20 protein-coding genes are annotated in these 21,983 nt (G+C 60.5%); 10 read left to right on the forward strand and 10 right to left on the reverse strand.

The annotated features are described in order from the left end of the window. Window positions 1-259 precede the first annotated feature (259 nt). Together KLP40_RS20465 and KLP40_RS20470 are read left to right on the forward strand one after the other, a co-directional pair. On the forward strand, window positions 260-1,645 hold the full coding sequence (locus KLP40_RS20465; RefSeq protein ID WP_215595703.1) for a UDP-N-acetylmuramate--L-alanine ligase: 1,386 nt from the start codon (window positions 260-262) through the stop codon (window positions 1,643-1,645). A 6-nt stretch (window positions 1,646-1,651) separates the two neighbouring features. Next, window positions 1,652-2,350 (forward strand): alpha/beta fold hydrolase, encoded by a 699-nt coding sequence (locus tag KLP40_RS20470; RefSeq protein WP_215595704.1) that lies wholly within the window; start codon window positions 1,652-1,654, stop codon window positions 2,348-2,350. 291 nt (window positions 2,351-2,641) lie between these two features. Here KLP40_RS20470 and KLP40_RS20475 read toward each other — a convergent pair whose 3' ends face one another. Together KLP40_RS20475 and KLP40_RS20480 are read right to left on the reverse strand one after the other, a co-directional pair. Then, entirely contained in the window at window positions 2,642-3,214 is a 573-nt protein-coding gene (locus KLP40_RS20475) for a hypothetical protein (RefSeq protein WP_215595705.1), read from the reverse strand. Window positions 3,215-3,238: 24 nt separating this feature from the next. Continuing rightward, window positions 3,239-4,033 (reverse strand): M48 family metallopeptidase, encoded by a 795-nt coding sequence (locus KLP40_RS20480; RefSeq protein ID WP_215595706.1) that lies wholly within the window; start codon window positions 4,031-4,033, stop codon window positions 3,239-3,241. A 259-nt stretch (window positions 4,034-4,292) separates the two neighbouring features. Between KLP40_RS20480 and KLP40_RS20485 the strand changes: the two genes are divergently transcribed. The 7 genes from KLP40_RS20485 to KLP40_RS20515 all read left to right on the forward strand — a co-directional run bounded on the left by KLP40_RS20485 (window position 4,293) and on the right by KLP40_RS20515 (window position 12,128). Then, window positions 4,293-4,907: a fumarylacetoacetate hydrolase family protein gene (locus KLP40_RS20485; protein ID WP_215595707.1), complete on the forward strand. Its 615-nt coding sequence runs from the start codon at window positions 4,293-4,295 to the stop codon at window positions 4,905-4,907. 76 nt (window positions 4,908-4,983) lie between these two features. After that, window positions 4,984-7,014 carry a M23 family metallopeptidase gene (locus tag KLP40_RS21485; protein WP_215595708.1) on the forward strand — a complete coding sequence of 677 codons (2,031 nt, stop codon included), beginning with the start codon at window positions 4,984-4,986 and terminating at the stop codon, window positions 7,012-7,014. Between the two features lie 123 nt (window positions 7,015-7,137). Further along, window positions 7,138-7,710 (forward strand): lipocalin family protein, encoded by a 573-nt coding sequence (locus KLP40_RS20495; RefSeq protein WP_215595709.1) that lies wholly within the window; start codon window positions 7,138-7,140, stop codon window positions 7,708-7,710. Window positions 7,711-7,858: 148 nt separating this feature from the next. Then, complete coding sequence (gene bcp, locus KLP40_RS20500) at window positions 7,859-8,308, forward strand: thioredoxin-dependent thiol peroxidase (RefSeq protein WP_215595710.1); 450 nt, start codon at window positions 7,859-7,861, stop codon at window positions 8,306-8,308. A gap of 216 nt (window positions 8,309-8,524) precedes the next feature. Further along, the gene (locus tag KLP40_RS20505) at window positions 8,525-9,415 is read left to right on the forward strand and encodes a transketolase (RefSeq protein WP_215595711.1); all 891 of its coding nucleotides are present in this window, start codon (window positions 8,525-8,527) and stop codon (window positions 9,413-9,415) included. A 128-nt stretch (window positions 9,416-9,543) separates the two neighbouring features. Further along, a complete protein-coding gene (locus KLP40_RS20510; protein WP_215595712.1) occupies window positions 9,544-10,941 on the forward strand; it encodes a vWA domain-containing protein in 1,398 nt (465 codons plus the stop codon). Window positions 10,942-11,168: 227 nt separating this feature from the next. After that, window positions 11,169-12,128, forward strand: a complete 960-nt coding sequence (locus KLP40_RS20515) for a transketolase family protein (RefSeq protein ID WP_215595713.1) — start codon at window positions 11,169-11,171, stop codon at window positions 12,126-12,128. 236 nt (window positions 12,129-12,364) lie between these two features. On the opposite strand, the gene KLP40_RS20520 is transcribed toward KLP40_RS20515, so the two are convergent. From KLP40_RS20520 to KLP40_RS20550, 7 genes are all read right to left on the reverse strand, one after another. Continuing rightward, window positions 12,365-13,030: a DUF4844 domain-containing protein gene (locus KLP40_RS20520; RefSeq protein ID WP_215595714.1), complete on the reverse strand. Its 666-nt coding sequence runs from the start codon at window positions 13,028-13,030 to the stop codon at window positions 12,365-12,367. 200 nt (window positions 13,031-13,230) lie between these two features. Next, window positions 13,231-13,899 (reverse strand): hypothetical protein, encoded by a 669-nt coding sequence (locus tag KLP40_RS20525; protein WP_215595715.1) that lies wholly within the window; start codon window positions 13,897-13,899, stop codon window positions 13,231-13,233. A gap of 64 nt (window positions 13,900-13,963) precedes the next feature. Continuing rightward, entirely contained in the window at window positions 13,964-14,521 is a 558-nt protein-coding gene (locus tag KLP40_RS20530; RefSeq protein WP_215595716.1) for a hypothetical protein, read from the reverse strand. Window positions 14,522-14,697: 176 nt separating this feature from the next. Continuing rightward, window positions 14,698-15,783, reverse strand: coding sequence for a tyrosine-type recombinase/integrase (locus tag KLP40_RS20535; RefSeq protein ID WP_215595717.1), 1,086 nt, complete (start codon window positions 15,781-15,783; stop codon window positions 14,698-14,700). Next, window positions 15,780-16,136, reverse strand: coding sequence for a single-stranded DNA-binding protein (locus KLP40_RS20540; protein ID WP_215595718.1), 357 nt, complete (start codon window positions 16,134-16,136; stop codon window positions 15,780-15,782). Before KLP40_RS20540 ends, KLP40_RS20535 begins: the two co-directional genes overlap by 4 nt. 58 nt (window positions 16,137-16,194) lie before the next feature. Next, window positions 16,195-17,613, reverse strand: a complete 1,419-nt coding sequence (locus KLP40_RS20545; RefSeq protein ID WP_215595719.1) for a chloride channel protein — start codon at window positions 17,611-17,613, stop codon at window positions 16,195-16,197. A gap of 324 nt (window positions 17,614-17,937) precedes the next feature. Then, on the reverse strand, window positions 17,938-19,866 hold the full coding sequence (locus tag KLP40_RS20550; RefSeq protein WP_215595720.1) for a mechanosensitive ion channel family protein: 1,929 nt from the start codon (window positions 19,864-19,866) through the stop codon (window positions 17,938-17,940). 255 nt (window positions 19,867-20,121) lie between these two features. Between KLP40_RS20550 and KLP40_RS20555 the strand changes: the two genes are divergently transcribed. Next, a complete protein-coding gene (locus KLP40_RS20555; protein ID WP_215595721.1) occupies window positions 20,122-20,871 on the forward strand; it encodes a DUF481 domain-containing protein in 750 nt (249 codons plus the stop codon). Between the two features lie 15 nt (window positions 20,872-20,886). On the opposite strand, the gene KLP40_RS20560 is transcribed toward KLP40_RS20555, so the two are convergent. Then, entirely contained in the window at window positions 20,887-21,537 is a 651-nt protein-coding gene (locus tag KLP40_RS20560; RefSeq protein WP_215595722.1) for a zinc ribbon domain-containing protein, read from the reverse strand. Between the last annotated feature and the right edge of the window lie 446 nt (window positions 21,538-21,983).

A 21,983-nucleotide genomic window follows, 5' to 3' on the forward strand; every position in this document is an offset into this window, starting at 1 on the left:
GGCCAGGTGCTCGGCCAAGTAAGTGCCGGTGTAGTTGACCTGGCTGCTGAGCAGAAACTGGCCATACAATTGAGCGGTGACTTTCATGGGCTTGGTACGCTGAGAAAGCCGTTTGCGTAAGTCCTAGGTAATTCTAATGTCAGCACGCGAGATTCCTCGGCTCCGCTCGGAATGACGTTCCTGCCTGCCACATCACCTCCTCACTTCCCCCAAAACCTCAATTCACTACCTTTGCCGCCCTGTTATTCCAGTATCTCTGATGGCTGTTCCTCCTACTTCGCTCCAACGCCTGCACCTGATTGCCGTCGGGGGTAGCATTATGCACAACCTGGCCCTGGCCCTGCGCCAGCGCGGGGCCCAGGTAACGGGCTCCGACGACGAGGTTTTCGAGCCCGCCAAGAGCCGGCTGGCCCGGGCCGGGCTGCTGCCGGCCGAGGAAGGCTGGTTTCCGGAGAAGATTACGGCCGACCTCGACGCGGTGATTGTGGGCATGCACGCCCGCCCCGATAACCCCGAGCTGCTGCGGGCCCAGGAGCTGGGGCTGCGGGTGTACTCCTTCCCCGAGTTCATCTACGAGGCCTCCCGCGACAAGCAGCGCATCGTCATTGGCGGCTCGCACGGCAAAACCAGCATCACCTCCCTCATCCTGCACGTGCTGCGCCACCAGGGCCGCAAGTTCGATTACGCGGTGGGCGCCCAGCTGGAGGGCTTCGAGTTGATGGTGCAGCTGACCGAGGACGCGCCCATCATCATCATTGAGGGCGACGAATACCTGTCCTCGCCGATTGACCGGCGGCCCAAGTTCCACCTGTACCAGCACCACATCGGGGTGATTTCGGGCATCAGCTGGGACCACATCAACGTGTTCCCGACCGAGGAAATCTACCGGGAGCAGTTCAAAATCTTCGCCGACATGACGCCCAAGGCCGGCGTGCTCATCTACGACCGCGACGACGAGCAGGTGCAACTCGTGACGGTGCCCAGCTCGTCCGACGTGAAGTACCTCGGCTACGGCCCCCACGAGCACGTCATCCGGGACGGCAAAACCTTCCTGCTCAACAAGAAAGACGAGGAAGTGCCCGTGCAGGTATTCGGCGACCATAACCTGCGCAACATTTCGGCGGCCAAGGAAGTCTGCAAGCAGCTGGGCATCAAGGGCAAGGAGTTCTACGAGGCCCTGGCCACGTTTAAGGGCGCCGCCCGCCGCCTGGAGTTGGTGCGCGAAGGTACCGCTTCGGTGGTGTACAAGGATTTCGCCCACGCGCCCAGCAAGCTCAAGGCCACGGCCACGGCCTTCAAGAAGCAGTTCCCCGAGCGCCGGCTGGTGGCCTGTCTGGAGCTGCACACCTTCAGCTCCCTCAACCCCGAGTTCCTGCCCCAGTACGCCCACACCTTCGACGCGCCCGATGTGGCGGTGGTGTACTTCAACCCCCAGGTGCTGGCCCACAAGCGGCTGCCGGCCCTGCCCCCGGAGGCCGTGCAGCAGGCCTTCCAGCGCCCCGACCTGCGCGTGTTCACCGACAGCGGGGAGCTGGCCGCCTTCCTGCGCGCGCAGAACTGGGAGCAGGCCAACCTGCTGATGATGTCCTCGGGCACCTTCGACGGGCTGGACCTGGGGCAGCTGGCCACCGAAATCACCCGGTAGCGGCCGATGAAACAGCCCCTGCTTCTGCTGCACGGCGCCCTGGCCACGGCCGCCCAGCTCAAGCCCCTGGCCCGCGACCTGGGCGCCCACTACGCCGTGCACACCTTCAGCTTCAGGGGCCACGGCGGGCAGCCCCTGGGGAACAACGGGTTTTCGATGGCGCAATTTGCCGATGACGTGCTCTCGTTTCTGGAAGCCCGGGAGCTGGCGCCGGTGCACGTGTTCGGCTACAGCATGGGCGGCTACGCGGCCCTGGCGGCGGCCGTACGGGCCCCGGCATGCTTTGCCAGCATTACCACCCTGGGCACCAAGTTCGACTGGAACCCGGAAACTGCCGCCGCCGAAACGCGCCTGCTCCATGCCGACGCGATGCGCGCCAAGGTGCCCGAGTTTGCCGCTCGCCTGGAGCAGCTCCACGCCCCCACGCCCCTAGCCGACTTGCTGGCCGCCACGGCCAGCCTTATGCACGGCCTGGGCGAGCAGCCTCTGCTGACCCCGGAAAACCTGGCCGCCCTCCCCGTGCCGGTGCAGGTGCTGGTGGGCGAGCTCGATAAAACAGCCGGCGTAGATGCGTCGCGGCGCTTTGCCGGCTACCTGCCCCGGGCCACCTTCGAGGCCATCCAGAACACGCCCCATCCCCTGGAGAAATTCAACCCCGACCTGCTGGCCGCCCGCATCAGCCACTTTATTGAAACGGCCGTCTGAGCCAATAGCCGCCGTTTTCGGTTGGCAGCAACTTTCCCGGTAAACAGCAAAGGCCCGTCGGTTGGCGGGCCTTTGCGTGTGCGTGTGTGTGGCATGGGCTTCCGTCCGTGGCCCGATATGTGGCGCCTGCCAAGGGAGTCGCGGACGGAAGTCCGGGCCACAGCCTGCCTTACTCCGGCTGCTTTTCCGGCGCGGGCGGCGGCGTGGGCCTGGGGCGGCGCTTATCGGTGGTGACAAGCAGGGCCAGGGCCGTGAGCGAGAGACGCAGAAGCCATTTCCGGGAGAGCATGACTAACGGCGGGGAAAGAACGAGTTGTTGGTTTCCACGCGCAGGTCGCAACGGCTGCCGCCGGTGTTTTCCTCACAGGAAGTCCCCACGATTTCGTTGCGCTCGAAGTTGAAGAAGCAGAACGTGCAGCCCACGCTGGTGATGATGTAGCGCGGGGCATTGGAGTTCAGGTAGAGGCTGTTGTCCGACGAGGTTTGCAGGGGCAGGGCCATGGCCCGGAACATCCCGTCGCGCAGGCCCATACCTACCATGTAGTACACGGCCTTGTCCTTGGGCGTTTCCTGGACTTTGCGGATGATGGTTTTGTTGATGGACGTGCCATCGGCAAACTGCCGGGTGAAAGCCCCGGCCAGCTGCTCTTTGGGGATGATGTAGCGGACTTTGCCGTCCGTCACGTCGGCTACCTGGGTGCTGGTGGCTTCCAGCTGCCGTCGGTTGAGCGCGTCCGGGTCGCTGGTAGGCGAGCTGACTTCGGGAAAGCCCCGTTTGCTGGTTTCGCAGGCGGTTAATCCGCCCAGCAGCAGCACGCCGCCCAGCAGGGGCGTCAGAACAACACGTGAAAACCGATTCATCATCCAATATAGAGAGAAACCCATCAGTTAGCGGGGCTTGTAGTACTTGCGGGCCTCGGGCAGCTCGCGCTGAATGCTGGCAATGCGCGTGCCGTTGGAGGGGTGGGTGGAGAGGAACTCGGGCGGTGAGGCCTGATTATCACGCGCCTCCATGCGCTGCCAGAACTGCACGGCTCCGTCGGGGTTGTAGCCGGCCATGGCCATAAAAATCAGCCCCAGGTGGTCGGCTTCCGACTCCTGGCTGCGGCCGTACTTGAGCAGGCCCAGCGAGGAACCCACGCCCACGGCCTGCAAAAACACGTTCTGCGTGCCCGTCGGGTTCTGCCCCACGGCCGCCGACACCACCCCGCCCAGCCCCTGCGCGGCCATTTGCTGGCTCATGCGCTCGGAGCTGTGCCGGGCTACGGCGTGGGCAATTTCGTGCCCCATCACCACGGCCAGGCCGTTTTCATCCTGGGTAATGGGCAGAATGCCGGTGTAGATGGCCACCTTGCCGCCGGGCATGCACCAGGCGTTTTCCTGCTTGTCCTGAATCAGGTTGAACGCCCAGGCGTAGCCATCGAGCTGAGCCGCCTGATTCTGCTGGCGGAAGTACAGTTCCACGGCCTGCTGAATCCGCTCCCCCACGCGCTTGACCATGGCCGCCTGGGCCCCGCTGTTGATGACCTGGCTGCTGGCCAGCACTTTCTGGTATTCCTGCGCGGCCATCTGGTTCATCTCAGTATCCGAAACGAGGCTGAGCTGGCGGCGGCCGGTGATGGGAACGGTGGAGCAGGCGGCGGCCACGAACAGGCAGCTGGCCAACAGAAACTTCTTGAGCATGGAAAGAAAAATGAGGAGAGAGAATCAGAAAAGTGCCCGGACCGGAACCGACAGGCAACGGCAGCACGGTGTTGGGTGACTATACGTCAGCAGGCGGGCAAAATGTTTGCTCTTCACTCCTGCCGCCTGAAAAGCCCGCGGTTTTCGGGCGGCGGGGCCACGAATTACCCCTACTTTTGGGAAATGGGCGTTGAGTTGAGGCGCTGCCACTTTTCTTACCAGCCCGGCCCCTAGTTCTCTGGCCTTCCTTTTTACTTCTATGAAAATCCTGTGCATCGGCCGCAACTACGCGGAGCATATTGCCGAACTCCAGAACGAAACGCCCACCGACCCGGTCATCTTCGCCAAGCCCGACACGGCCCTGCTCCAGCGCAACCAGCCGTTCTTCCTGCCCGATTTTTCCCAGGACATTCACCACGAGGTGGAGCTGGTGTTGCGCGTGTGCAAAAACGGCAAGAACATCGAGGAGAAGTTCGCGCCCTCCTACTTCGACGCCATCGGGCTGGGCATTGATTTCACGGCCCGCGACCTGCAAAGCCAGCTCAAAAGCAAGGGCCTGCCCTGGGAGCTGGCCAAGGGCTTCGACGGCTCGGCCCCGATTTCCCAGGAATTCAAGCCGGTTTCGGATTTCGCGGACCTGAAAAACATTGATTTCCACCTGACCGTGAACGGGCAGGTGCGCCAGCGGGGCAACTCCGGCCTCATGCTCCACGATTTCAACCGCATCATCAGCTACATCTCCCGCTTCATCACCCTGAAAATGGGCGACCTGATTTTCACCGGCACGCCCAGCGGCGTGGGCCCCGTCAGCATCGGCGACCAGCTCACGGGCTTTATCGGGGAAGAGAAGATGTTCGATCTGGCCGTCAAGTAAACGCGCCGTAAGCCGTGAGCACCAAGCGGCCCGTTGCCGTCGTTGACGGGCCGCTGAGCTCTCAAATTTTTCCTGAATGGTTGATTTTCTGATTACCCGGCCGCGGCGCCTGTTGGGCGTGGCGTGGCCGTTTTTGCTGTTGATGGGGTTGCAGCCCTCGGCCTGCCAGAGCCAGCAGGCAGCTCCCACGGCAGAGCAAACCCCGGTAGCCGCCCCCGAAGATGCGCCCGCCGGCCCGGCCAAAGCCTCGGCCATTCCGGCCGTAGCAAAGGGCTACTTCCTGTTTCCCATCAAACCCGGCCAACCCAACTTTCTGGCCGGCAGCATGGGCGAGCTGCGCCCCAACCACTTCCACGGCGGCCTCGATATCAAGACCGACGGCCGGGTGGATCTGCCGGTGCACGCCGCCGCCGACGGCTATATCTCGCGCCTCAAGCAGAGCAGCTTCGGCTACGGCAACGTGCTCTACATCACCCACCCCAACGGCCTGACGACGGTCTACGGCCACCTCAACCACTTCAAGGGTCCCGCCGCCGAGGAGCTGCGCCGCCGCCAGTACGCCAAAAAGTCCTACGAGCTGGAGCTGTTCTTCGAGCCCGGGCAGTTCCCGGTGAAGCGCGGCGACGTGGTGGCGTTGTCGGGCAATACCGGCGGCTCGGTGGGCCCGCACGTGCACTGGGAAGTGCGCACGGCCGACAACCACCAGCTCAATCCCCTGCAATGGGGCGGCTTCCCCGAAATTCAGGACCACGTGGCGCCCGTCGTGCAGGCGTTTGCGGTAGAAGCCCTGGGCATTGACTCGCGGGTAGATGGCCGGTTCGGCAAGAGCACCTTCGTGCCCAAGGCCCCGCTCGCCGACGGCAGCTACGCCTGGCCCGATACCATCGGGGCCACCGGCACGGTGGGCCTGCTGGTGCAGGGCTTCGACCGGTTCGATCAGGTGTGGAATAAGAACGGGTTTCAGCAAGTGGAAGTGCTGGTCAACAACCGGCCAATCTATAAGCACGTCGTCGATGATATTCCCTTCCCCGAAGGCTCGCGCCAGATCAACCGCCACGTGGACTACGAGTGGCGGGCCACGCAGGGCCGGCAGCTGGAAAAGCTGTTCGTGGACGACGGCAACGACCTGAGCATGTACACCACCGGCCCCGACAAGGGCCGCCTGCGGGTGCAGCCCGGTCAGGTGTACCAGGTGGAAATCCGCCTGAGCGACTCTTACGGTAATACCACGCCGCTGCGCTTCGTGCTGCGGGGCGAGGAGGCAGCCTACTTCAAAACCCGCTCGGCGGCCGTGAAAGCGCCCGCCCTGCGCTACGACGTGAGCCGCAACCTGCTGGTGATAACCGCCCCCGACCCCGATACGGCGGCCGTGGGCGGCAACGTGACGCTGGTGCGCGGCAACCGCCACCTCAGCCTGCGCCCCAGCTACACCGACCGCAGCCAGAACGTGTACCTCTACGACCTGCGCGCCGGCCGCCCCGATTCCATCCGCTTCGGCCGCCTCAGCCAGCGCTTCAGCCGCGAGGCCCTGATTCCCGCGGGCCGGGAGTTCGGCTTTGCCACTGCCCAGATGAACCTGGGCTTCGGCCCGAAAACGCTCTTCGACACGCTCTACCTGCAAACCAGCTATAAACAGGGCCTCTGGACGGTACACCTGCCCCGCACCCCGCTCTACGAAACCCTCGCCCTCACGCTCCGGCCCGAAACACCCGTCACGGACCTGCGCCGGACGGCCATTTACAGCGTTACGGCCAAGGGCGGCCGGGGCTACGTGGGCGGTAAGTGGAGCGCGGACGGCACCAGCATCACGGCCAACATCAAAACCTTCGGCCAGTTCCGCTTGCTCACCGATACCATTCCGCCCTCGGGCCGCCTGCTGAGCAAGGGCGCGGGCGGCGTAGTGTTTAAGGTGGGCGACGACCTTTCGGGCCTGGCCAGCTACGAGCTGGAAATCAACGGCCAGTTCCGCCTGCTGCGCTACGAGCACAAGAACGCCACCCTCTTCACGGAGCGCGACGACACCCTGGGCCCGCCCCTGCGCGGCCCCGCCACCCTGCGCCTCACCGACCAGGCCGGCAACGAAAAGGTGATTTCGGTAGTGCTGTAAACCTGCCGGGACCGGGCGGGGCGGCACGCCGGACCGGGCCGCCGCCGCCGGAGGGTATCGGTGCGCCGTACCCTTCGGCGGCGGCTTGCGTACAGCTGGTTTCATTCCTTTCTTCCCCGTCTCATGCCCAAGAACCTGCTCCAACGTCGCCAGCCGACCCTGCTGGCCGCCGCGGCTGCCGTCGTGACGACCGGCGTGGCGGCGTATGCCTACGCCCGCCGCCGTAGCCACCCGCCCCTGCCCACGGTAGCCCACGTGGATCTGCACCGCTACGCCGGCCTCTGGTACGAAGTAGCCCGCCTGCCCACCCGTTTCGAGAAGGGCTGCCAGCACGTGACGGCCGAGTACAAGCTGCGCTCCGACGGCACCATGAGCGTGCGCAACACCTGCCACCAGGGCAGCATCGGCGGGCCGGCCACCACGGCCACGGCCACCGCCCGCCCCGTGGACGCCAGCAACGCCCGGCTCAAAGTGCAGTTCTTCTGGCCCTTCGAGGGCGACTACTGGATTCTGGCCCTGGACAAATCCGACTACCGCTACGCTCTGGTGGGCGAGCCGGGCCGCAAAAACCTCTGGATCCTGAGCCGCACCCCCCACTTGGAGCTGGCGTGGCGCAACCAGCTCATTGCCAAAGGCCGGGAGCTGGGCTTCCCCGTCGAGAACCTACTGTTCACGCCCCAACCGCATGGTGAATGAGTGAAATGGTGAGGTGGTGAGTTTGATGTTCTGAAGCCCTATCTGCGCAAGTGGCGCCATCAGGACCAGCCGAACGTCAAACTCACCACCTCACCATTTCACCACCCCACCATTTCCCCACCTCACCGTTTCGCCCTATCTTCGCGGCATGGCAGTACCTCAAGCGGGCGAGCAGGCCCCGGCCTTCGAAGCCCAAGATCAGAACGGCACCCTCCACCGCCTCCAGGATTACGCGGGCCGCAAAGTGGCCCTCTATTTTTACCCCAAAGACGATACCTCGGGCTGCACGGCCCAGGCCTGCAACCTGCGCGACAACTACCAGCAGCTCCAGGCCGCCGGCGTGCAGGTACTGGGCGTGAGCATCGACTCCGAGAAGTCGCACCAGAAATTTGCCGCCAAGCACGAGCTGCCCTTTCCGCTGCTGGTGGACCAAGACAAGAAAATGGTGCAGGATTACGGCGTGTGGCAAGAGAAATCCATGTACGGCCGCAAGTACATGGGCACCATGCGCTACACCTTCCTCCTCAATGAGCAGGGCCTGATCGAGAAGGTCATCACCAAAGTCGACACCAAGAACCACGCGGCTCAGCTGCTGTAGTTTTTTCCCATAAGCCTCGCCCCTCCGGCGGGGCTTTTTTTACTCCGTTTTTTTGGCTGTTGGCTGTTGGCGGCGGGCTGTCCGCTTTCCTCCCCGCCCACTCCCTCATCAGGCCAACCGCTAAACGCTAACAGCCATCGGCTAACCGCCAAGCCAGCCAATCAGCCGCCAACAAAAACTACCTTTGTTCTCCTACAACACTCCTTACCCTACCGCATGGCTCAGCCAACCGCTTCCGAAACCCATACGCCCGCTGCTACCAAATCGGTGGCCGAACTGAACCAGATTGCCGCCCAGGTGCGCCGCGACATCGTGCGCATGGTGCACGCCGTGAACTCGGGCCACCCCGGCGGCTCGCTGGGCTGCACCGAGCTGCTGGTGGCGCTCTACTTCAAGGTGATGCAACACACGCCCGAGCCATTTGACATGGACGGTATCGGTCAGGATCTGTTCTTCCTCTCCAACGGCCACATTTCGCCGGTGTTCTACTCGGTGCTGGCCCGCTCGGGCTACTTCCCGGTGAGCGAGCTGGCCACGTTCCGCAAGCTGAATTCGCGCCTCCAGGGCCACCCCGCCACCCATGAGCACCTGCCCGGCATCCGCGTGGCCTCCGGCTCCCTGGGCCAGGGCCTGAGCGTGGCCACCGGCGCGGCCCAGGCCAAAAAGCTCAACGGCGACAAAAGCACGGTGTTCGTGCTCATGGGCGACGGCGAGCTGCAGGAAGGCCAGATCTGGGAAGCGGCCCTCTATGCCCCCCACCACAAAGTGGACAACCTGATTGCCTTCGTGGACCGCAACGGCCAGCAGATTGACGGCCCCACCGAAAAAATCGGCGGCCTCGGCGACCTGCGCGCCAAGTTCGAGAGCTTCAACTGGCGCGTGCTCGAAACCGACGGCAACCAGTTTGAAACCCTGCTCGCTACCATCGAGGAAGCCCAGAGCCTGCTCGGCCAGGGCCAGCCCATCATGGTGCTCATGGACACCCAGATGGGTTTCGGCGTTGACTTCATGATGGGCTCCCACAAGTGGCACGGCGTGGCGCCCAACGACGAGCAGCTGGAAAAAGCCCTGCTACAGCTGGAAGTAGAAAAAGCGTCGGATTATTAGAAAAACAGTCATCCTGACGAAGGAAGGATCCTATCACGATGCACAGAATTCGGATGGCTGCAAGCGTGGCAGGATCCTTCCTTCGTCAGGATGACTGTTCATTTCTCCATTGTAGTACTGTATAGGTAATGCGGCAGTGGCTGGCATTTCTGGGGTTGTTGCTGGCAGTACTGCTGCCCGGGAACAGCTATGCCCAACCCGCCGCCCCCACCCCGCCCAAAACCACCCGCATCCTGTTTCTGCTCGATGCCTCGGGCTCCATGCAGGCGCCCTGGGAGGGGCGGCCGCGGATGGAGGTGGCCAAGCAGCTGCTGGCCAAAATGGTGGATTCGCTCAATGCCTACCCCCACCTGGAGCTGGCGTTGCGGGCCTACGGACACCTGCACGACCGGACGGAGAACAACTGCGAGGACTCGCGGCTGGAAGTGCCCTTCGCGCCCAAAAACGCGGGGGCCATCAAGGCTAGGCTCAACAACATCCAGCCCCGCGGTAACACGCCCATTACCTACTCTCTGCTTCAGTCGGCCCAGGATTTTCCCGTCGATAAATCGGCCCGCAACGTGCTGATTCTGATTACCGACGGGCTCGAATCGTGCAAGGGCGACCCGTGCGCGACTTCGCTGGCCCTGCAGCGGAAGCGGGTGTTTCTCAAGCCCTTCGTGATTGGCATCGGGGCCGAGCGCGAGTTTGGCCGGCAGCTCGAGTGCCTGGGCACCTACTACAACGCGGCCGATGTGCGCACCTTCCGCACCATCCTCAACGACGTAGTGGCCCAGACCCTGGCCAAAACCACCGTGGCCGTAAACCTGACCGACGAGCGAGGCCGCCCCCTGGAATCGAACGTCAACCTGACCTTCCTCAACAACGTCACCGGCCAGCCGGAGTACAACTACGTGCACTACCGCGACGCCAAAGGCCAGCCCGACGCCCTCGACATCGACGCCCTCCAGAGCTACGATTTGGTGATTAACACCGTGCCGCCGGTGCGCCAGGCCAACCTGCCCATCCGGCCGGGCAAGGCCAACGTGCTCACCTACCAAACGCCTCAGGGCACCCTGTACCTGCAGAATCCCGCCGTTTCGCCCAACCCCTACGGACGGGTGCAGGCGGTGGTGCGGGCCCAGGGCGCCCCGGCCACGGTGGTGGCCCTGCCCTTCGGGGCGCGGCAGAAGCTGCTGGCCGGCAACTACGAGGTGGAGCTGCTGACTTTGCCCCGGCAGGTACGGCGCATCAGCATCCGGCAGGGCCAGGAAACGGCCGTGACCTACGAAGCCCCCGGCATCCTCAACATCGTGTCGGACTACAAGGGCTACGGCAGCATCTACCGCCTCAACCAGGACGACTCCCAGACCTGGGTGTACAACCTGCCCGAGGGCGGCAGTAGCAAACTCAACCTGCCCCTGCAGCCGGGGGCCTACCGCCTCGTGTTCCGCACCGGCACCGCCACCGGCAGCCGCTTCACCGACGTGCGCACTTTCACCATCCGACCCGGCCAGACCAGCTCGGTTAGCTTGTTCGGCAGATGAGTAAGAAGAAGATGCGAAACAGCAATAAGAAGAACGTCATGCTGAGCGGAGGCGCAGCCGCAGTCGAAGCATCTCTACCGCTTCTCTGAAATGCTAATCAAAGAGAAATTACCACTGCGGTAGAGATGCTTCGACTTCGCCTCCGGCTGCGCTCAGCATGACAAGTTCTTTGCTCCTTTAGACAAGAAAAAATCCCAGACCCTACGTCCCCAAGCCCCCAAGACCCCATGAAAGACTTTCCCTACACCGAATCGAAGGATACCCGCAGCGGCTTTGGTGCCGGCCTGCACGAGCTGGGCAAAACCAACCCCAACGTGGTGGCCCTCTGCGCCGACCTCATCGGCTCCCTGAAAATGGATGCCTTCGTGAAGGATTTCCCCGAGCGGTTCTTCCAGGTGGGCATTGCCGAGGCCAACATGATGGGCCTGGCGGCCGGCCTCACCATCGGCGGCAAGATTCCCTTCACCGGTACGTTCGCCAACTTCAGCACCGGCCGCGTCTACGACCAGATTCGCCAGAGCATTGCCTACTCGGGCAAAAACGTGAAAATCTGCGCCTCCCACGCCGGCCTCACCCTGGGCGAAGACGGCGCCACCCACCAGATTCTGGAGGACATCGGGCTGATGAAGATGCTGCCCCACATGTGCGTCATCAACCCCTGCGACTACAACCAGACCAAAGCCGCCACCCTGGCCATTGCCGACTACGAGGGCCCCGTGTACCTGCGCTTCGGCCGCCCCGTGGTGCCCAACTTCACCCCCGCCGACCAGCCGTTTGAAATCGGCAAAGGCGTGCTCCTGAACGAGGGGGCCGACGTAAGCATCTTCGCCACCGGCCACCTGGTGTGGAAGGCCATCCTGGCGGGCAAGCTGCTGGCCGAGAAAGGCATCAACGCCGAAATCATCAACCTCCACACCATTAAGCCCCTCGATGCGCAGATGATTCTAGAATCGGCCCGCAAAACGCGCTGCGTGGTGACGGCCGAGGAGCACCAGATGAACGGCGGCCTCGGCGACTCCATCGCCCAGCTGCTGGCCCGCGAGGAGCCCCTGCCCCTGGAAATGGTGGCCGTCAACGACTCCTTCGGCGAGTCCGGCACCCCCGACCAGCTCATGGAGAAGTATGGCCTCAACGAAGCCGCCATCGTGCGCGCCGTGGAGAAGGTGATGGCCCGGAAGACCAAGTAGCTTTCGGTTAATTTGTAATACAGCAAAAAGCGCCCGCAATGTAGAGTTGCGGGCGCTTTATTTTTTTTAACGACGACGTTTTGGCGCTTGGCGAAGGTGGCGATTTTCGCCACAAATGTTGATGCGGAGAACCAAACTTTGATTAACCACAAATGTGTTTGCGGAGCACTGAACCGCCACTTTTGCCAAACGCCTGTTATGTGCTACCCTTCTTTGTCCTGTCGTTAATTGCACTGTCATTTTTTTCTAAAGAATTTTATTTGTTCAAGTCTTGTATTAGCTTGTTCTTCTGTGTATTCTGTCTTTGGTAGTTGCTCTATTGATTTATAATTTCCAAAACGAAGTTCTTTTATGTTTGGTCCTGTGGAAAGCAAATTAAATTCGTTGCAGTTGTTGCACTGAATTATTGTCCAACTGTAGTCAGGAATACCTTCTTCTTTTCTTGTTATAAATGTCTCTAGTTTTGAACCACATTGAGTGCAGTCTTGAGATAAGGTTTCAATTATTTTGTCCTGTCCTTTGAAAAATGAAGTTACTTTGAAAAGTGTATTAAGAACTTTTCCATAAAGCCAACTATTCAGATTGTCCTTGAAGTCAACCGAAACAATTTTTGAAAGTTGGTCAAAATAGTCGCAAATAAATTCTCGTTCTTCGGTGTCGTAGTCCGAACTATTAACACTTTCCAGCCAGCTTTTCAAAATGCTTTTAAGTTGTTTTGGCTTAAAGTCCGAATTTGTTGCTTCTATTAAATTATCTGCACAGTCATTAAATAAATTTTGAAGTCTGTTGCACATTACACTGTCAGAAGGATTTAGTCCACGTTTCTCCCAAGCAGAAGTCGAAAACTTATCCAGTTTTCTAAAAGTATTTAATTTATCTAATGTCGTCTGTTTGTCAGTCATTAAAATTGTCTGTTTAATGTTAGCACTTTCGGTCTGTTAGGGTTGCACATAACGTTTTGCAGCTACCCGAATGGCGGGATTTTTACCACTAAACTCCATTCGGAGAACTGAACTTTCGGCTAGCACAAAACTGTCTGCGGAGCACAAAACCCTGCCTTTTGGGTAGGTGCTGTTATGCCCAGTTATTCTTTCCCTTGTCATTAGTAGTTTACTGTCCAATAGCTGTCTGTTATAAAATTTATTGATTGCAATTTATTGTCTTTAAACGAATACGTATGTTTTATGTCTTGCACACACGATTCAAAAACAAGGAAATTATACTTTGTCATTAGTTCGCTTGGGAAATTGTCAAAGAAGGTTTTAATAAAATCCTCTTTAGTCATTCCAATTTTGATGCCTTCAATAAAATTTACATTACTGTCTTTTATTTCTCCTTTAAAAATGTAAGAATGTTTGCTGGCTTCTGGGTCATTGTCAAAGAATAAAATAAGTCGGCTCTTATTTAAGGTCAAGATTTGAAATTCAATTTCGCCAATGTCCATTTTGTCAAGCCTGTCGAGAATTTTAAAGTTTTTTAAATTACTTGTCGGTAAGTCAGATTTGTTGTTAAGTTGTCCAAAAGGCGAATAAACAAATTCAGCACAAGTCACTAATTTTAAGGTGTCTGCTGAACTGTCAAGCAGGGAATTAAACTCAAAGGTTGGCTTTGGTGTCGCCCAAGAGTCGCCAATTTTTATAGCATTAGTCGTGTCGAATTGCGTTACCGTGTCTTTTTCGGTTTGTCGTTTTGGATTGTCACAAGCTGTCAACAATGCTAAAAATGTTAAGGTTAATATAGTTGTCGTTCGTGTCATTTTATAATTGGGCATAACGGTTTGCGGCTTGCCGAAGGCGGGGCTTTCGAAGCACCATCTGTCAAGCTACGGTTAATGTTTATTCGGAGCCGAAAAGTTTCTGCCACCACGTCCGCCCCGCTTTTGGCAAGGTGCTGTTAGCACCAGTTGTTTTCGTTCGTCTCATACTGTAACCGTCTCGTCCTTGAACCAAATGGTCGCCAAACTTGAATGTCACACCATGAACTTCTAAATCAAATAAATTAGCTATCTCGCTTTCATCCTTGTCTGTCCAACAGTCTATTGCGGTAAATTCAAACTCTTCAGAAACTGGATAAAAGAATATTTGTGTCCCTCCGTCATAGGTGTTGATTACAGTTTTATAGTCATTAAATCTCTTATGAATGTCACCAATTTTGATTTTGAAAGTGGCACCCCAAAAGCCTAAATAGTCTATAGGTTGGTCTGGCTGGTCACTTGTCAAATTTGGATTGATGCATGCACCTCGAAATCTCTTGTCATACGTGTCTAAAAACTTCGAGCCTCTAATTTCGTTTTTTGGGTTTGGTTTTTCTGTCCCAATAATATTCTCAAGTGTATGTGTTGTCGGGTTTGCGTTTTTTCTAAGAATATCGCAAATGCTGTCAAACCAATCCAAGTCAGTTTGTGAAGATAACTTCTGTCTTATGAGTGAACTGTCTGTCATTTACAATTGGTGCTAACATCTGGGTTGCCGAAACCCGGCCCCTTGTAAGTTTCGGCAATCTACGCTATGTGCGCAACAAACCTGCGGGAAGCATACCGGAAGTGGGTTGATTCCCGCAGGTTGGGTGGTTACAGGTCCAGGGAATCCAGGGGCGAGGCAGGGCGGGTGCGTTGGGCAACATGGGTGTATATTTCAGTGGTTTTGATACTGCTATGGCCCAACAAATCCTGAATTACGCGGATATCGGTACCGGCTTCGAGCAGATGGGTAGCGTACGAGTGCCGCAGCATATGCATCGTGACAGGCCGGCGAATCCCGGCCCGTTCAGCGGCCTGCTTGATTACCAATTGCAGGCTACGCTCACTGTAGGGTTCGCCGGGCCGTTGCCCCTCAAAGAGAAACGTAACGGGTCGGAACTGCCGGAACTGCTCGCGCAGTTCTTGCAGCAGGCTTCCCGGCAGGGGTAGGTCGCGGTCTTTCTTGCCTTTGCCGCCCCGCACGTAGAGGGCCATGCGGCGGCTGTCGATGTCGGCCGGCGTGAGGGCCAGCACCTCGCCCAGACGCAGGCCTAGGCCGTAGGCCAGCATCAGCATGGCCCGGTGCTTCCGGTTTTCGGTGCCGAGCAGCAGGGCGCGCACTTCTTCCTTGGCCAGTACTTTGGGGGTGGTGAGGGGCCGTTTGGGCCGGGGCACTTCGTAGTACTGGCGGGGCTGGCCCTCCACCTGCTCGTAATAGAATTTGATGGCATTGATGAGCGTGTTCTGGTAGGCTTCGGAGATGCCCGCCGCCACACGCCCGGCCAGGTAATCGAGCACCTGCTGCTTACTCAGCTCCAGCGGCAAACGCGGCGCATGGTGCGTGAGAAACAGCTGAAACGCGCCCCGGTAGTTTTTCAGGGTGTTGGGGCTGTAGCGCTTCAGGGCAATCAGCTGGCAGTAGCGGGCCAGCAGTACCTCGTGCGCGGTGGGCGGGGGCGGTTCAGTGGCCAGCGCCGGCACCACGGGCACCTGCAACGACGCGCCCAACTGCTGGCACACCAGCCGCAACGGGGCTACGGCTTCGGGCGTCGCGGGCAGCACATACCCCCGGGCGGCGGCTTCGTAGCGCACGCCGGCGGCCAGCAGGGCCGTGCGTATGGCGGTATCGGAGTAAGGAAAAAACACCTGAAAGCTGGTGCGGGTCGCATTCAGGCGCAGCGATACGGCCGCTTTCATAAAGCAGGTGGCCCCTCGCCGGTTTTTTTATCCAGCATCAACAGCTGCTCGCCAATGATTTCCGTCACGTAATGGCGCACTCCGGCGGCATCGTCGTAGTGGCGGGTTTTGAGCTTACCCTCCACGTACACCAAGCTGCCCCGGCGCAGGTAGGCCTGGGCCAGCTCGGCTAAGCCGCGCCAGAGCACAATGGTGTGCCAGTCGGTGCTGGTGTGCAGCTGGCCGTTTTTGTCGCGCCAGGTTTCGGAGGTAGCCAGCGAAAATTTCGCCACGGCCACGTTGCCTTCCAGCACGTTCAGTTCCGGGTCTTTGCCCAGATTCCCGATCAGGGTTACTTTGTTGAGGCCACGCATGGATACGCATGCTAACAGTTCAGACGGTCAGCAAGATACCCTATTTACGCACTTATCCTCACGCTCCTTTCCCCTTCTTTGCTTCCTCTTCCTGCCCCGACGCTATGGTAGCCTCCAGCACCTCATCCCGGTGGATTTCCTGGATGTACTGGGTCTTGAGCTGATCGTAGAAGGAGTGGCGGTTGACGAGGTTGGACACCAGGTTGGCCAGCAGGGCCGTGAGCATCAGGTAGAAGATGATGTTGTGGCTGTTGGTCATCTCAATCACCAGAATCGAGGAGGTGAAGGGGCTGCGCGTGACGCCGGTCAGGAAGCCCACCATACCGCAGAGCACCAGCAGGTTGGTGGCCGTGTCGGGGAGGTACATCCAGCCCGCCACCACGGTCCCGATGCTGGCCCCGGCGCTAAGTGAGGGCGCGAAAATGCCGCCCGCCACGCCCGTGCTGAACGAGAGAATGGGGCCGATGATGCGCAGCAGCGGCACGTACCATTCCACGTGCTTGTGGTCGGTGAACAGGGTTTCGACCATGATTTCCTTGCCCGAGCCGAACATGCGCTCATCCACCAGCACGGCCAGCAGGGCAATGGCCAGCCCGCAGAGCAGCGGGTACAACAGCTTCTGCGCGGCCGAGGTCAGCTGCTGCTTGCGGCGCAGGATGAACAGGATGACCTCGCCCATGCCGCTGGCCGCGAAACCCGTAAGCAGGGCCACCAGCATCACCACGAAAATAATCCAGATCGGGATGTTGTCGAGGCGGGGGTAGCCCAGGTAGAGGTAGGGCCCGAGCAGGTTCAGGGCCGTCAGGCCGGCAATGATAACGCCGGTGAGCAACGCCGATTTGAAGAAGTTGAAGTGGGTTTTGGTCAGCTCCTCGATGGCAAACACGATACCGCCCAGGGGCGTGTTGAAGGCCGAGGCCAGGCCGGCGGCGGCCCCGGTCACAATCATGTTCCGCTTCGATACCTTGGGGTACCAGGCGGGCAGCATCCGGTTTACCTGCTTGAAGATGGAGGCCGAAATCTGGATGGTCGGGCCCTCGCGGCCGATTACGCCCCCGCCCAGCACCACCACCAGGCTGGACACTACCTTCACCACCAGCACCCGCAAGCTCAGCAGGCGGGCCACTTTGTGGTTGTGGCGGGGGTTGGACAAGTCGATGGCGGCGCTGACCTGCGGGATGCCGCTGCCCCGGGCAAACGGCGCGTAGCGGTTCACCAGCCACCAGCCCACCAGAAAGCACAGCGGCGTGAGCAGCAGAAACGCCCATTTCGACTCGGCCGAGTGGTGGTAGACGTAGCGCGTGCCGGCCTCGGCCCAGGCAAACAGCTTGGCGTAGAGTACCGCCACGAGGCCGGTCATCAGGGCTCCGAACCAGAAGGGCAACGCGTTGAGCAGGTCGCGCTTGAAGTGAAGGTTATCGATGGCATCGTAGCGGTGTTTGAGCTGCCTCCTGATCCTATTCACTACTTGCATCATACCTGTTTCCCTGGGTGCCGGCCGGGCGCGTCTACCTCTCAAACGGGGGCGAAGCGGCAGTCCGGCCAACTCCCGCGGCTCCCCCCTGGCCCGGGCAACGGCGCCGGGCCAGGCGCAAAGGTCAGGCTTTTCCCGTGAGCATCAGCTGATTTTCTGGGTTATTTGGGGTTGGCCGGATGGCGGGGCCGGGTTGAGGAGCCATCAACGTTTCGCCCGGTCGTCCTGAGCAGCGCGAAGGACCTTGTCAAGCTGGCCCGAGTCGCCAATGAAACCGCGCTGACGTGGCAAGGTCACTCGCGCTGCTCAGGAGGACAGTAAAGCCCCCTACCCTCGCGGCCCGCCCGGGTTTTCGACGCGGAAGCCGGGCGCTTCGTAATCCGGGGGCAGGTAGCTGGCCGGGATGGTGCTCTGGTTACCGTCGCGGGCGGCGCGGTAGTGGGGCGACATGATTTCGATTCCGGCGGCGTTGAACTGATCCTGGATGTTCTGGTGAATGCGTGAGTACAGGACGGCCTGCTTGCTGGCCTCCCGGGTGTAGGCGTTGAGCTGGTAACTCACGTAGTAGTCGTCGAGGCTGGTTTGCAGCACGAAGGGTCGGGGCTCGGTCATGACCTCTTCGGCCTCCAGGGCGGCCGCAATCAGCAGCTGGTGCACCTGCGGCCAGGGCACGTCGTAGCCGATGGTGACGGTGGTGTGCAGGATGAGGCCGCGGGTGGGCGCGGCGCTGGTGAAGTTGGTGGTGTAGGAGCTCATGATGGAGGAATTTGGGATGGTGATTTCCTCGTTCTTGATGGTGCGGATGCGGGTTACGAGCAGGTTTTTCTCCACAATATCGCCCGTCACGTCCCCGATTTTCACCCGGTCGCCCAGCTTGTAGGCCCGCATATACGTCAGCACCAGCCCGGCCACGATGTTAGACAACGACCCCGCCGAGCCGAACGTGAACAGAAAACCCAGAAACACCGATACGCCCTGAAACACCGGCGAATCGGAGCCCGGCAGGTAGGGGAATATCACCACCAGGGCGAAGGCAAACACCAGCACCCGCACAATCTGGTAGGTGGGGTTGGCCCAGTCCGGAAAGAACCCCTCAATGGTGAGGTTGCCCGTGCGGATTTCTTCCTTGAGCGAGTAAATCAGCTGGAGCACGTAACGGAACACGGCCACAATCACGATAATCGTGAACAGGTTGGGCAGGTAGTTCCAGAGCGCCAGGCCGATTTTGCGGAGCGGGTTGAATACGTAGCCCAGCAGCGTGTCGGCAATGCCCTGGGTGCCGGGGAAGATGCTGAACACCACCGGCAGCACCAGGTAAATGGTGAGCAGAATCACCGTCCACTGCACCACCCGCACCAGCAGCAGCACGGCATGGAGCTGGCGGTTGCCGTTGAAAAACTCGTAGGTACCCAGCTTGGCCCCCTTGAACCAGGTGCCCTCCTTGGCCGTAAGCCGGCCCCGGATCCAGCGGAAGAACACGTTCAGGTACTTCACCGTGAAAAACAGCACCACCAGCACCAGCAGCGTGAGGCCCACTTCGCGCAGGATGTTGCGCAGGCTGTTTTGCTCCTTGTACTGGCTCAGGGCCCGGCTGATGAGGCGGCGGTGCTCCCGGGCCAGGGAGTCCTTGCTCACGTTCTGCCAGAGCGCGTCGTTGTTGCTGATGCTTTGCAGCACCTGCTCGCCGTACATCAGGTCCACGGTTTGCTCCGAGGGGTAAATCCGCAGCGAGTCGGGGCTGAAGAACACCTCCTTTTCGAGGCGCTTGATTTTGTCCTCCGTAAGCTTGGCCCGTTCCCCGGGCGAAAACGGGCCCAGCTTGGTGTACACGTAGAACAGCGTATCGCCGTGGGGGGCCACCGGAAAGCCTTTGGCGCGCAGCTTCAGCGAGTCGATGTACCGGCGGGCGCGGGCCTGGCGCAGGGAATCGGCCTGGTTGAGGGCGCGTAGCTCGGTCACCAGCTCCCGTTCCCGGCGCTTGTCGGCGCCGCCGTTCCGGAGCGTGAGCAGCTCCTGCTGAATCTGCTCCAGGCGGCCGTCACTGGCCCGGCGCAGGGAGTCGATGCGGCGCAGGGTTTTGGTATCCGTTACCAGGCCCTGGTCGCGCACCGAGTCCCGGGGCGCCGGGGCGGCCGGCGCGGCTACTCCGGCCGGCGGCGGCGCCTGTTTCATGGGCGGCGGAATCACCTGCCCCCACGCCGGCACCAGTATTCCCAACCAGACTACCAGAGTCCGCAACGCAAATCGAAAAGCCATACCAACGTAAGTAATGCAGATGGGCCGGCCAGCCTCGGGGGCCCGTTCAGTAAGGCAGTAAGTATAGGCAAAATAGCCCGCTCCCGGTGCCCGGCGGGCCCATTCGGCCGACTTCGGACCAGTCAGGCGCGGACCCGTTCCGGCCGATGGACTTACCTTTGGGGCGCCCCCCGGCCAGCCGGGACGCTTTTTCTCTGCTGACTGAACGCGTGGCCGAAGCCTTCCCGCTACTGCTCCGGCCCGCCCCCAACCGCTATGCCTCAAGGCTTTTACTACTCCCTGCTGCCGGTCCTGTTCCTGTTGTGCTTAACCGCCCCGGCCCGCGCCCAGAACCAGCAGCAGCCCGATACCACCCTCATTCTTTACAATGGCCAGCTCACGGGCGCTTACAGCCGCGGCGGCGTGAACCGCACGCTGCTCTCCACTACCCAGGCCCTCACCTTCACCCGGGGCCAGCACCTGGGCCTGCCCCTGAACCTGAACTTCGCCTTCGGCCGCCAGGATGGGCGGCTGCGCGAGCGGGAACTGCTACTGAATGCTACGCCCTACTATTACAAGGACCGATTCCGGGCCTACGCCCTGGGCGGCTACGAGCAGAGCAACCTGCGCGGCATCACGCGGCGGGTGCAGGTGGGCGCGGGTCCCGGCTGGGCCTTCTACTCCGATACGCTGGGCCGGGAAGTATCGGTGAGCAACCTCGTGATTCGGGAGCAGACCAACTTCCTCGACGGCCGCACGGTAGTTACGGCCCGCAACTCGGTGCGCCTGAAGGTGGCCTACACGTTCCGCATTCTCACCTTCGGCTCCACCACGTTCTACCAGCCCTCGTTGGCCAACTTCGGCAACTACCGCTTCAGCAATCTATCCACCGCCGCCCTCAAGCTCACCAACGCCCTGGCCGTGACCTTCTCCTACCACTACACTTACGAAAGCCAGTTCAGCGAAGGCAAAGTGCCGGGCAACACGAACATGACCGTGGGTTTTTCCTACGCCACCAAACGCTAGCGGGTCCTTACGGGCTTACTGCCGGGCCCCGCAGTCGGGGCAGAAGCGCTGCGGGGTTTTCTGGGGTGCGCCGCAGTCGGCGCAGAATTTCTCTTGGGGCGCGGCGCTGGCGCTGGGCGTCCCGCACTCGGGGCAGAACTTCTGGCCCGCTTCCAGCTTGTGCCGGCACCGGGCGCAGTGCCGCACCTCGGCCCGGCCCAGGAAATCGAGGTTCTGGGTGTAGTTGTGCTCCCGGGTTTTGGTTTGAATCTGCTCCCGGGCGGCTTGGCGCTGCTGGGCGGCCAGTTCCTCGTGCTCGTCGGGGGCGCAGTCTTCGCAGAGGCCGGCCGAGTGGTTCCAGCACACCGCGGGGCACACCCAGTGGCCGCAGCGGGTGCACTGCTTGAAGTAGGTTTTGCCCTCCGCCACGGCCGCTTCCAGGGCTTCGTCGTGGGCCTTGCCCCCGATGGCGCGCTGCACGTGGTAGGCGGCCGTGCCGGCGTCGTAGAAATGTCCCCCGAACAGGCTGCCGGCGGCCCGCATCAGCTCCCCGGCAATTCCGATTTTATTGGGCAGGAAGCGCGACATGTGCCCGTTGCGGCATTTGTCGCAGTAAAATTTGAACTGAAACCCTTTGTCGGTAGAAAGGTCGTCGTGGTTAGCCACGAACTGAATCAGGTTGCTCATAGTGGCGGGCGACTGGTTGTCCGGGCTAAAAGTAGCGTTTTCCTATATTCTCAATAGTCTAGCCGCCACTCTTATTTCCACCACGCTGCCTGCTCCTGCTTCTGAGCAGCCTTATCGTTCCCATCCCAAGCCCGCCTGTACGATTCCCAACCGTTGGCCAGGTACTTATCGGCCGGCGAAAAATCTCCAGCCCCTTGGTCGAGGTCGCCGCTGTTCGGGATGCGGTGGTTGCCCCAGTTGCAGCGCTTGGTTCGGCCGGTTTTGTAGGATTGCCACGTCCCCACGAACTGATTATTGGCGTAGCCGTCCGAGAAGTTCTCTAGAGTGTGTGGACAGTCATGTTTAAATTTGCGGGATGCGACGCCACGAACTTACGGAACGTGAATGGCAACTGATTCAGCCACACACGCTTGGGCAGGCCGGTACGGCAGGCGGCACCGGCCGCG

It is taken from the genome of Hymenobacter piscis, assembly GCF_018760735.1.
Lineage (GTDB): Bacteria > Bacteroidota > Bacteroidia > Cytophagales > Hymenobacteraceae > Hymenobacter > Hymenobacter piscis.

Bases quoted from the DNA above. Each gene is read 5' to 3' on its own strand.
- KLP40_RS20560 (WP_215595722.1), bottom strand. From the start codon at position 21,537: ATGAGCAACCTGATTCAGTTCGTGGCTAACCACGACGACCTTTCTACC.
- KLP40_RS20470 (WP_215595704.1), top strand. From the start codon at position 1,652: ATGAAACAGCCCCTGCTTCTGCTGCACGGCGCCCTGGCCACGGCCGCC.
- KLP40_RS20520 (WP_215595714.1), bottom strand. From the start codon at position 13,030: ATGACTGACAAACAGACGACATTAGATAAATTAAATACTTTTAGAAAA.
- bcp (WP_215595710.1), top strand. From the start codon at position 7,859: ATGGCAGTACCTCAAGCGGGCGAGCAGGCCCCGGCCTTCGAAGCCCAA.
- KLP40_RS20465 (WP_215595703.1), top strand. From the start codon at position 260: ATGGCTGTTCCTCCTACTTCGCTCCAACGCCTGCACCTGATTGCCGTC.
- KLP40_RS21485 (WP_215595708.1), top strand. From the start codon at position 4,984: ATGGTTGATTTTCTGATTACCCGGCCGCGGCGCCTGTTGGGCGTGGCG.
- KLP40_RS20495 (WP_215595709.1), top strand. From the start codon at position 7,138: ATGCCCAAGAACCTGCTCCAACGTCGCCAGCCGACCCTGCTGGCCGCC.
- KLP40_RS20480 (WP_215595706.1), bottom strand. From the start codon at position 4,033: ATGCTCAAGAAGTTTCTGTTGGCCAGCTGCCTGTTCGTGGCCGCCGCC.
- KLP40_RS20505 (WP_215595711.1), top strand. From the start codon at position 8,525: ATGGCTCAGCCAACCGCTTCCGAAACCCATACGCCCGCTGCTACCAAA.
- KLP40_RS20525 (WP_215595715.1), bottom strand. From the start codon at position 13,899: ATGCCCAATTATAAAATGACACGAACGACAACTATATTAACCTTAACA.
- KLP40_RS20545 (WP_215595719.1), bottom strand. From the start codon at position 17,613: ATGATGCAAGTAGTGAATAGGATCAGGAGGCAGCTCAAACACCGCTAC.
- KLP40_RS20485 (WP_215595707.1), top strand. From the start codon at position 4,293: ATGAAAATCCTGTGCATCGGCCGCAACTACGCGGAGCATATTGCCGAA.
- KLP40_RS20540 (WP_215595718.1), bottom strand. From the start codon at position 16,136: ATGCGTGGCCTCAACAAAGTAACCCTGATCGGGAATCTGGGCAAAGAC.
- KLP40_RS20535 (WP_215595717.1), bottom strand. From the start codon at position 15,783: ATGAAAGCGGCCGTATCGCTGCGCCTGAATGCGACCCGCACCAGCTTT.
- KLP40_RS20550 (WP_215595720.1), bottom strand. From the start codon at position 19,866: ATGGCTTTTCGATTTGCGTTGCGGACTCTGGTAGTCTGGTTGGGAATA.
- KLP40_RS20510 (WP_215595712.1), top strand. From the start codon at position 9,544: ATGCGGCAGTGGCTGGCATTTCTGGGGTTGTTGCTGGCAGTACTGCTG.
- KLP40_RS20555 (WP_215595721.1), top strand. From the start codon at position 20,122: ATGCCTCAAGGCTTTTACTACTCCCTGCTGCCGGTCCTGTTCCTGTTG.
- KLP40_RS20475 (WP_215595705.1), bottom strand. From the start codon at position 3,214: ATGATGAATCGGTTTTCACGTGTTGTTCTGACGCCCCTGCTGGGCGGC.
- KLP40_RS20515 (WP_215595713.1), top strand. From the start codon at position 11,169: ATGAAAGACTTTCCCTACACCGAATCGAAGGATACCCGCAGCGGCTTT.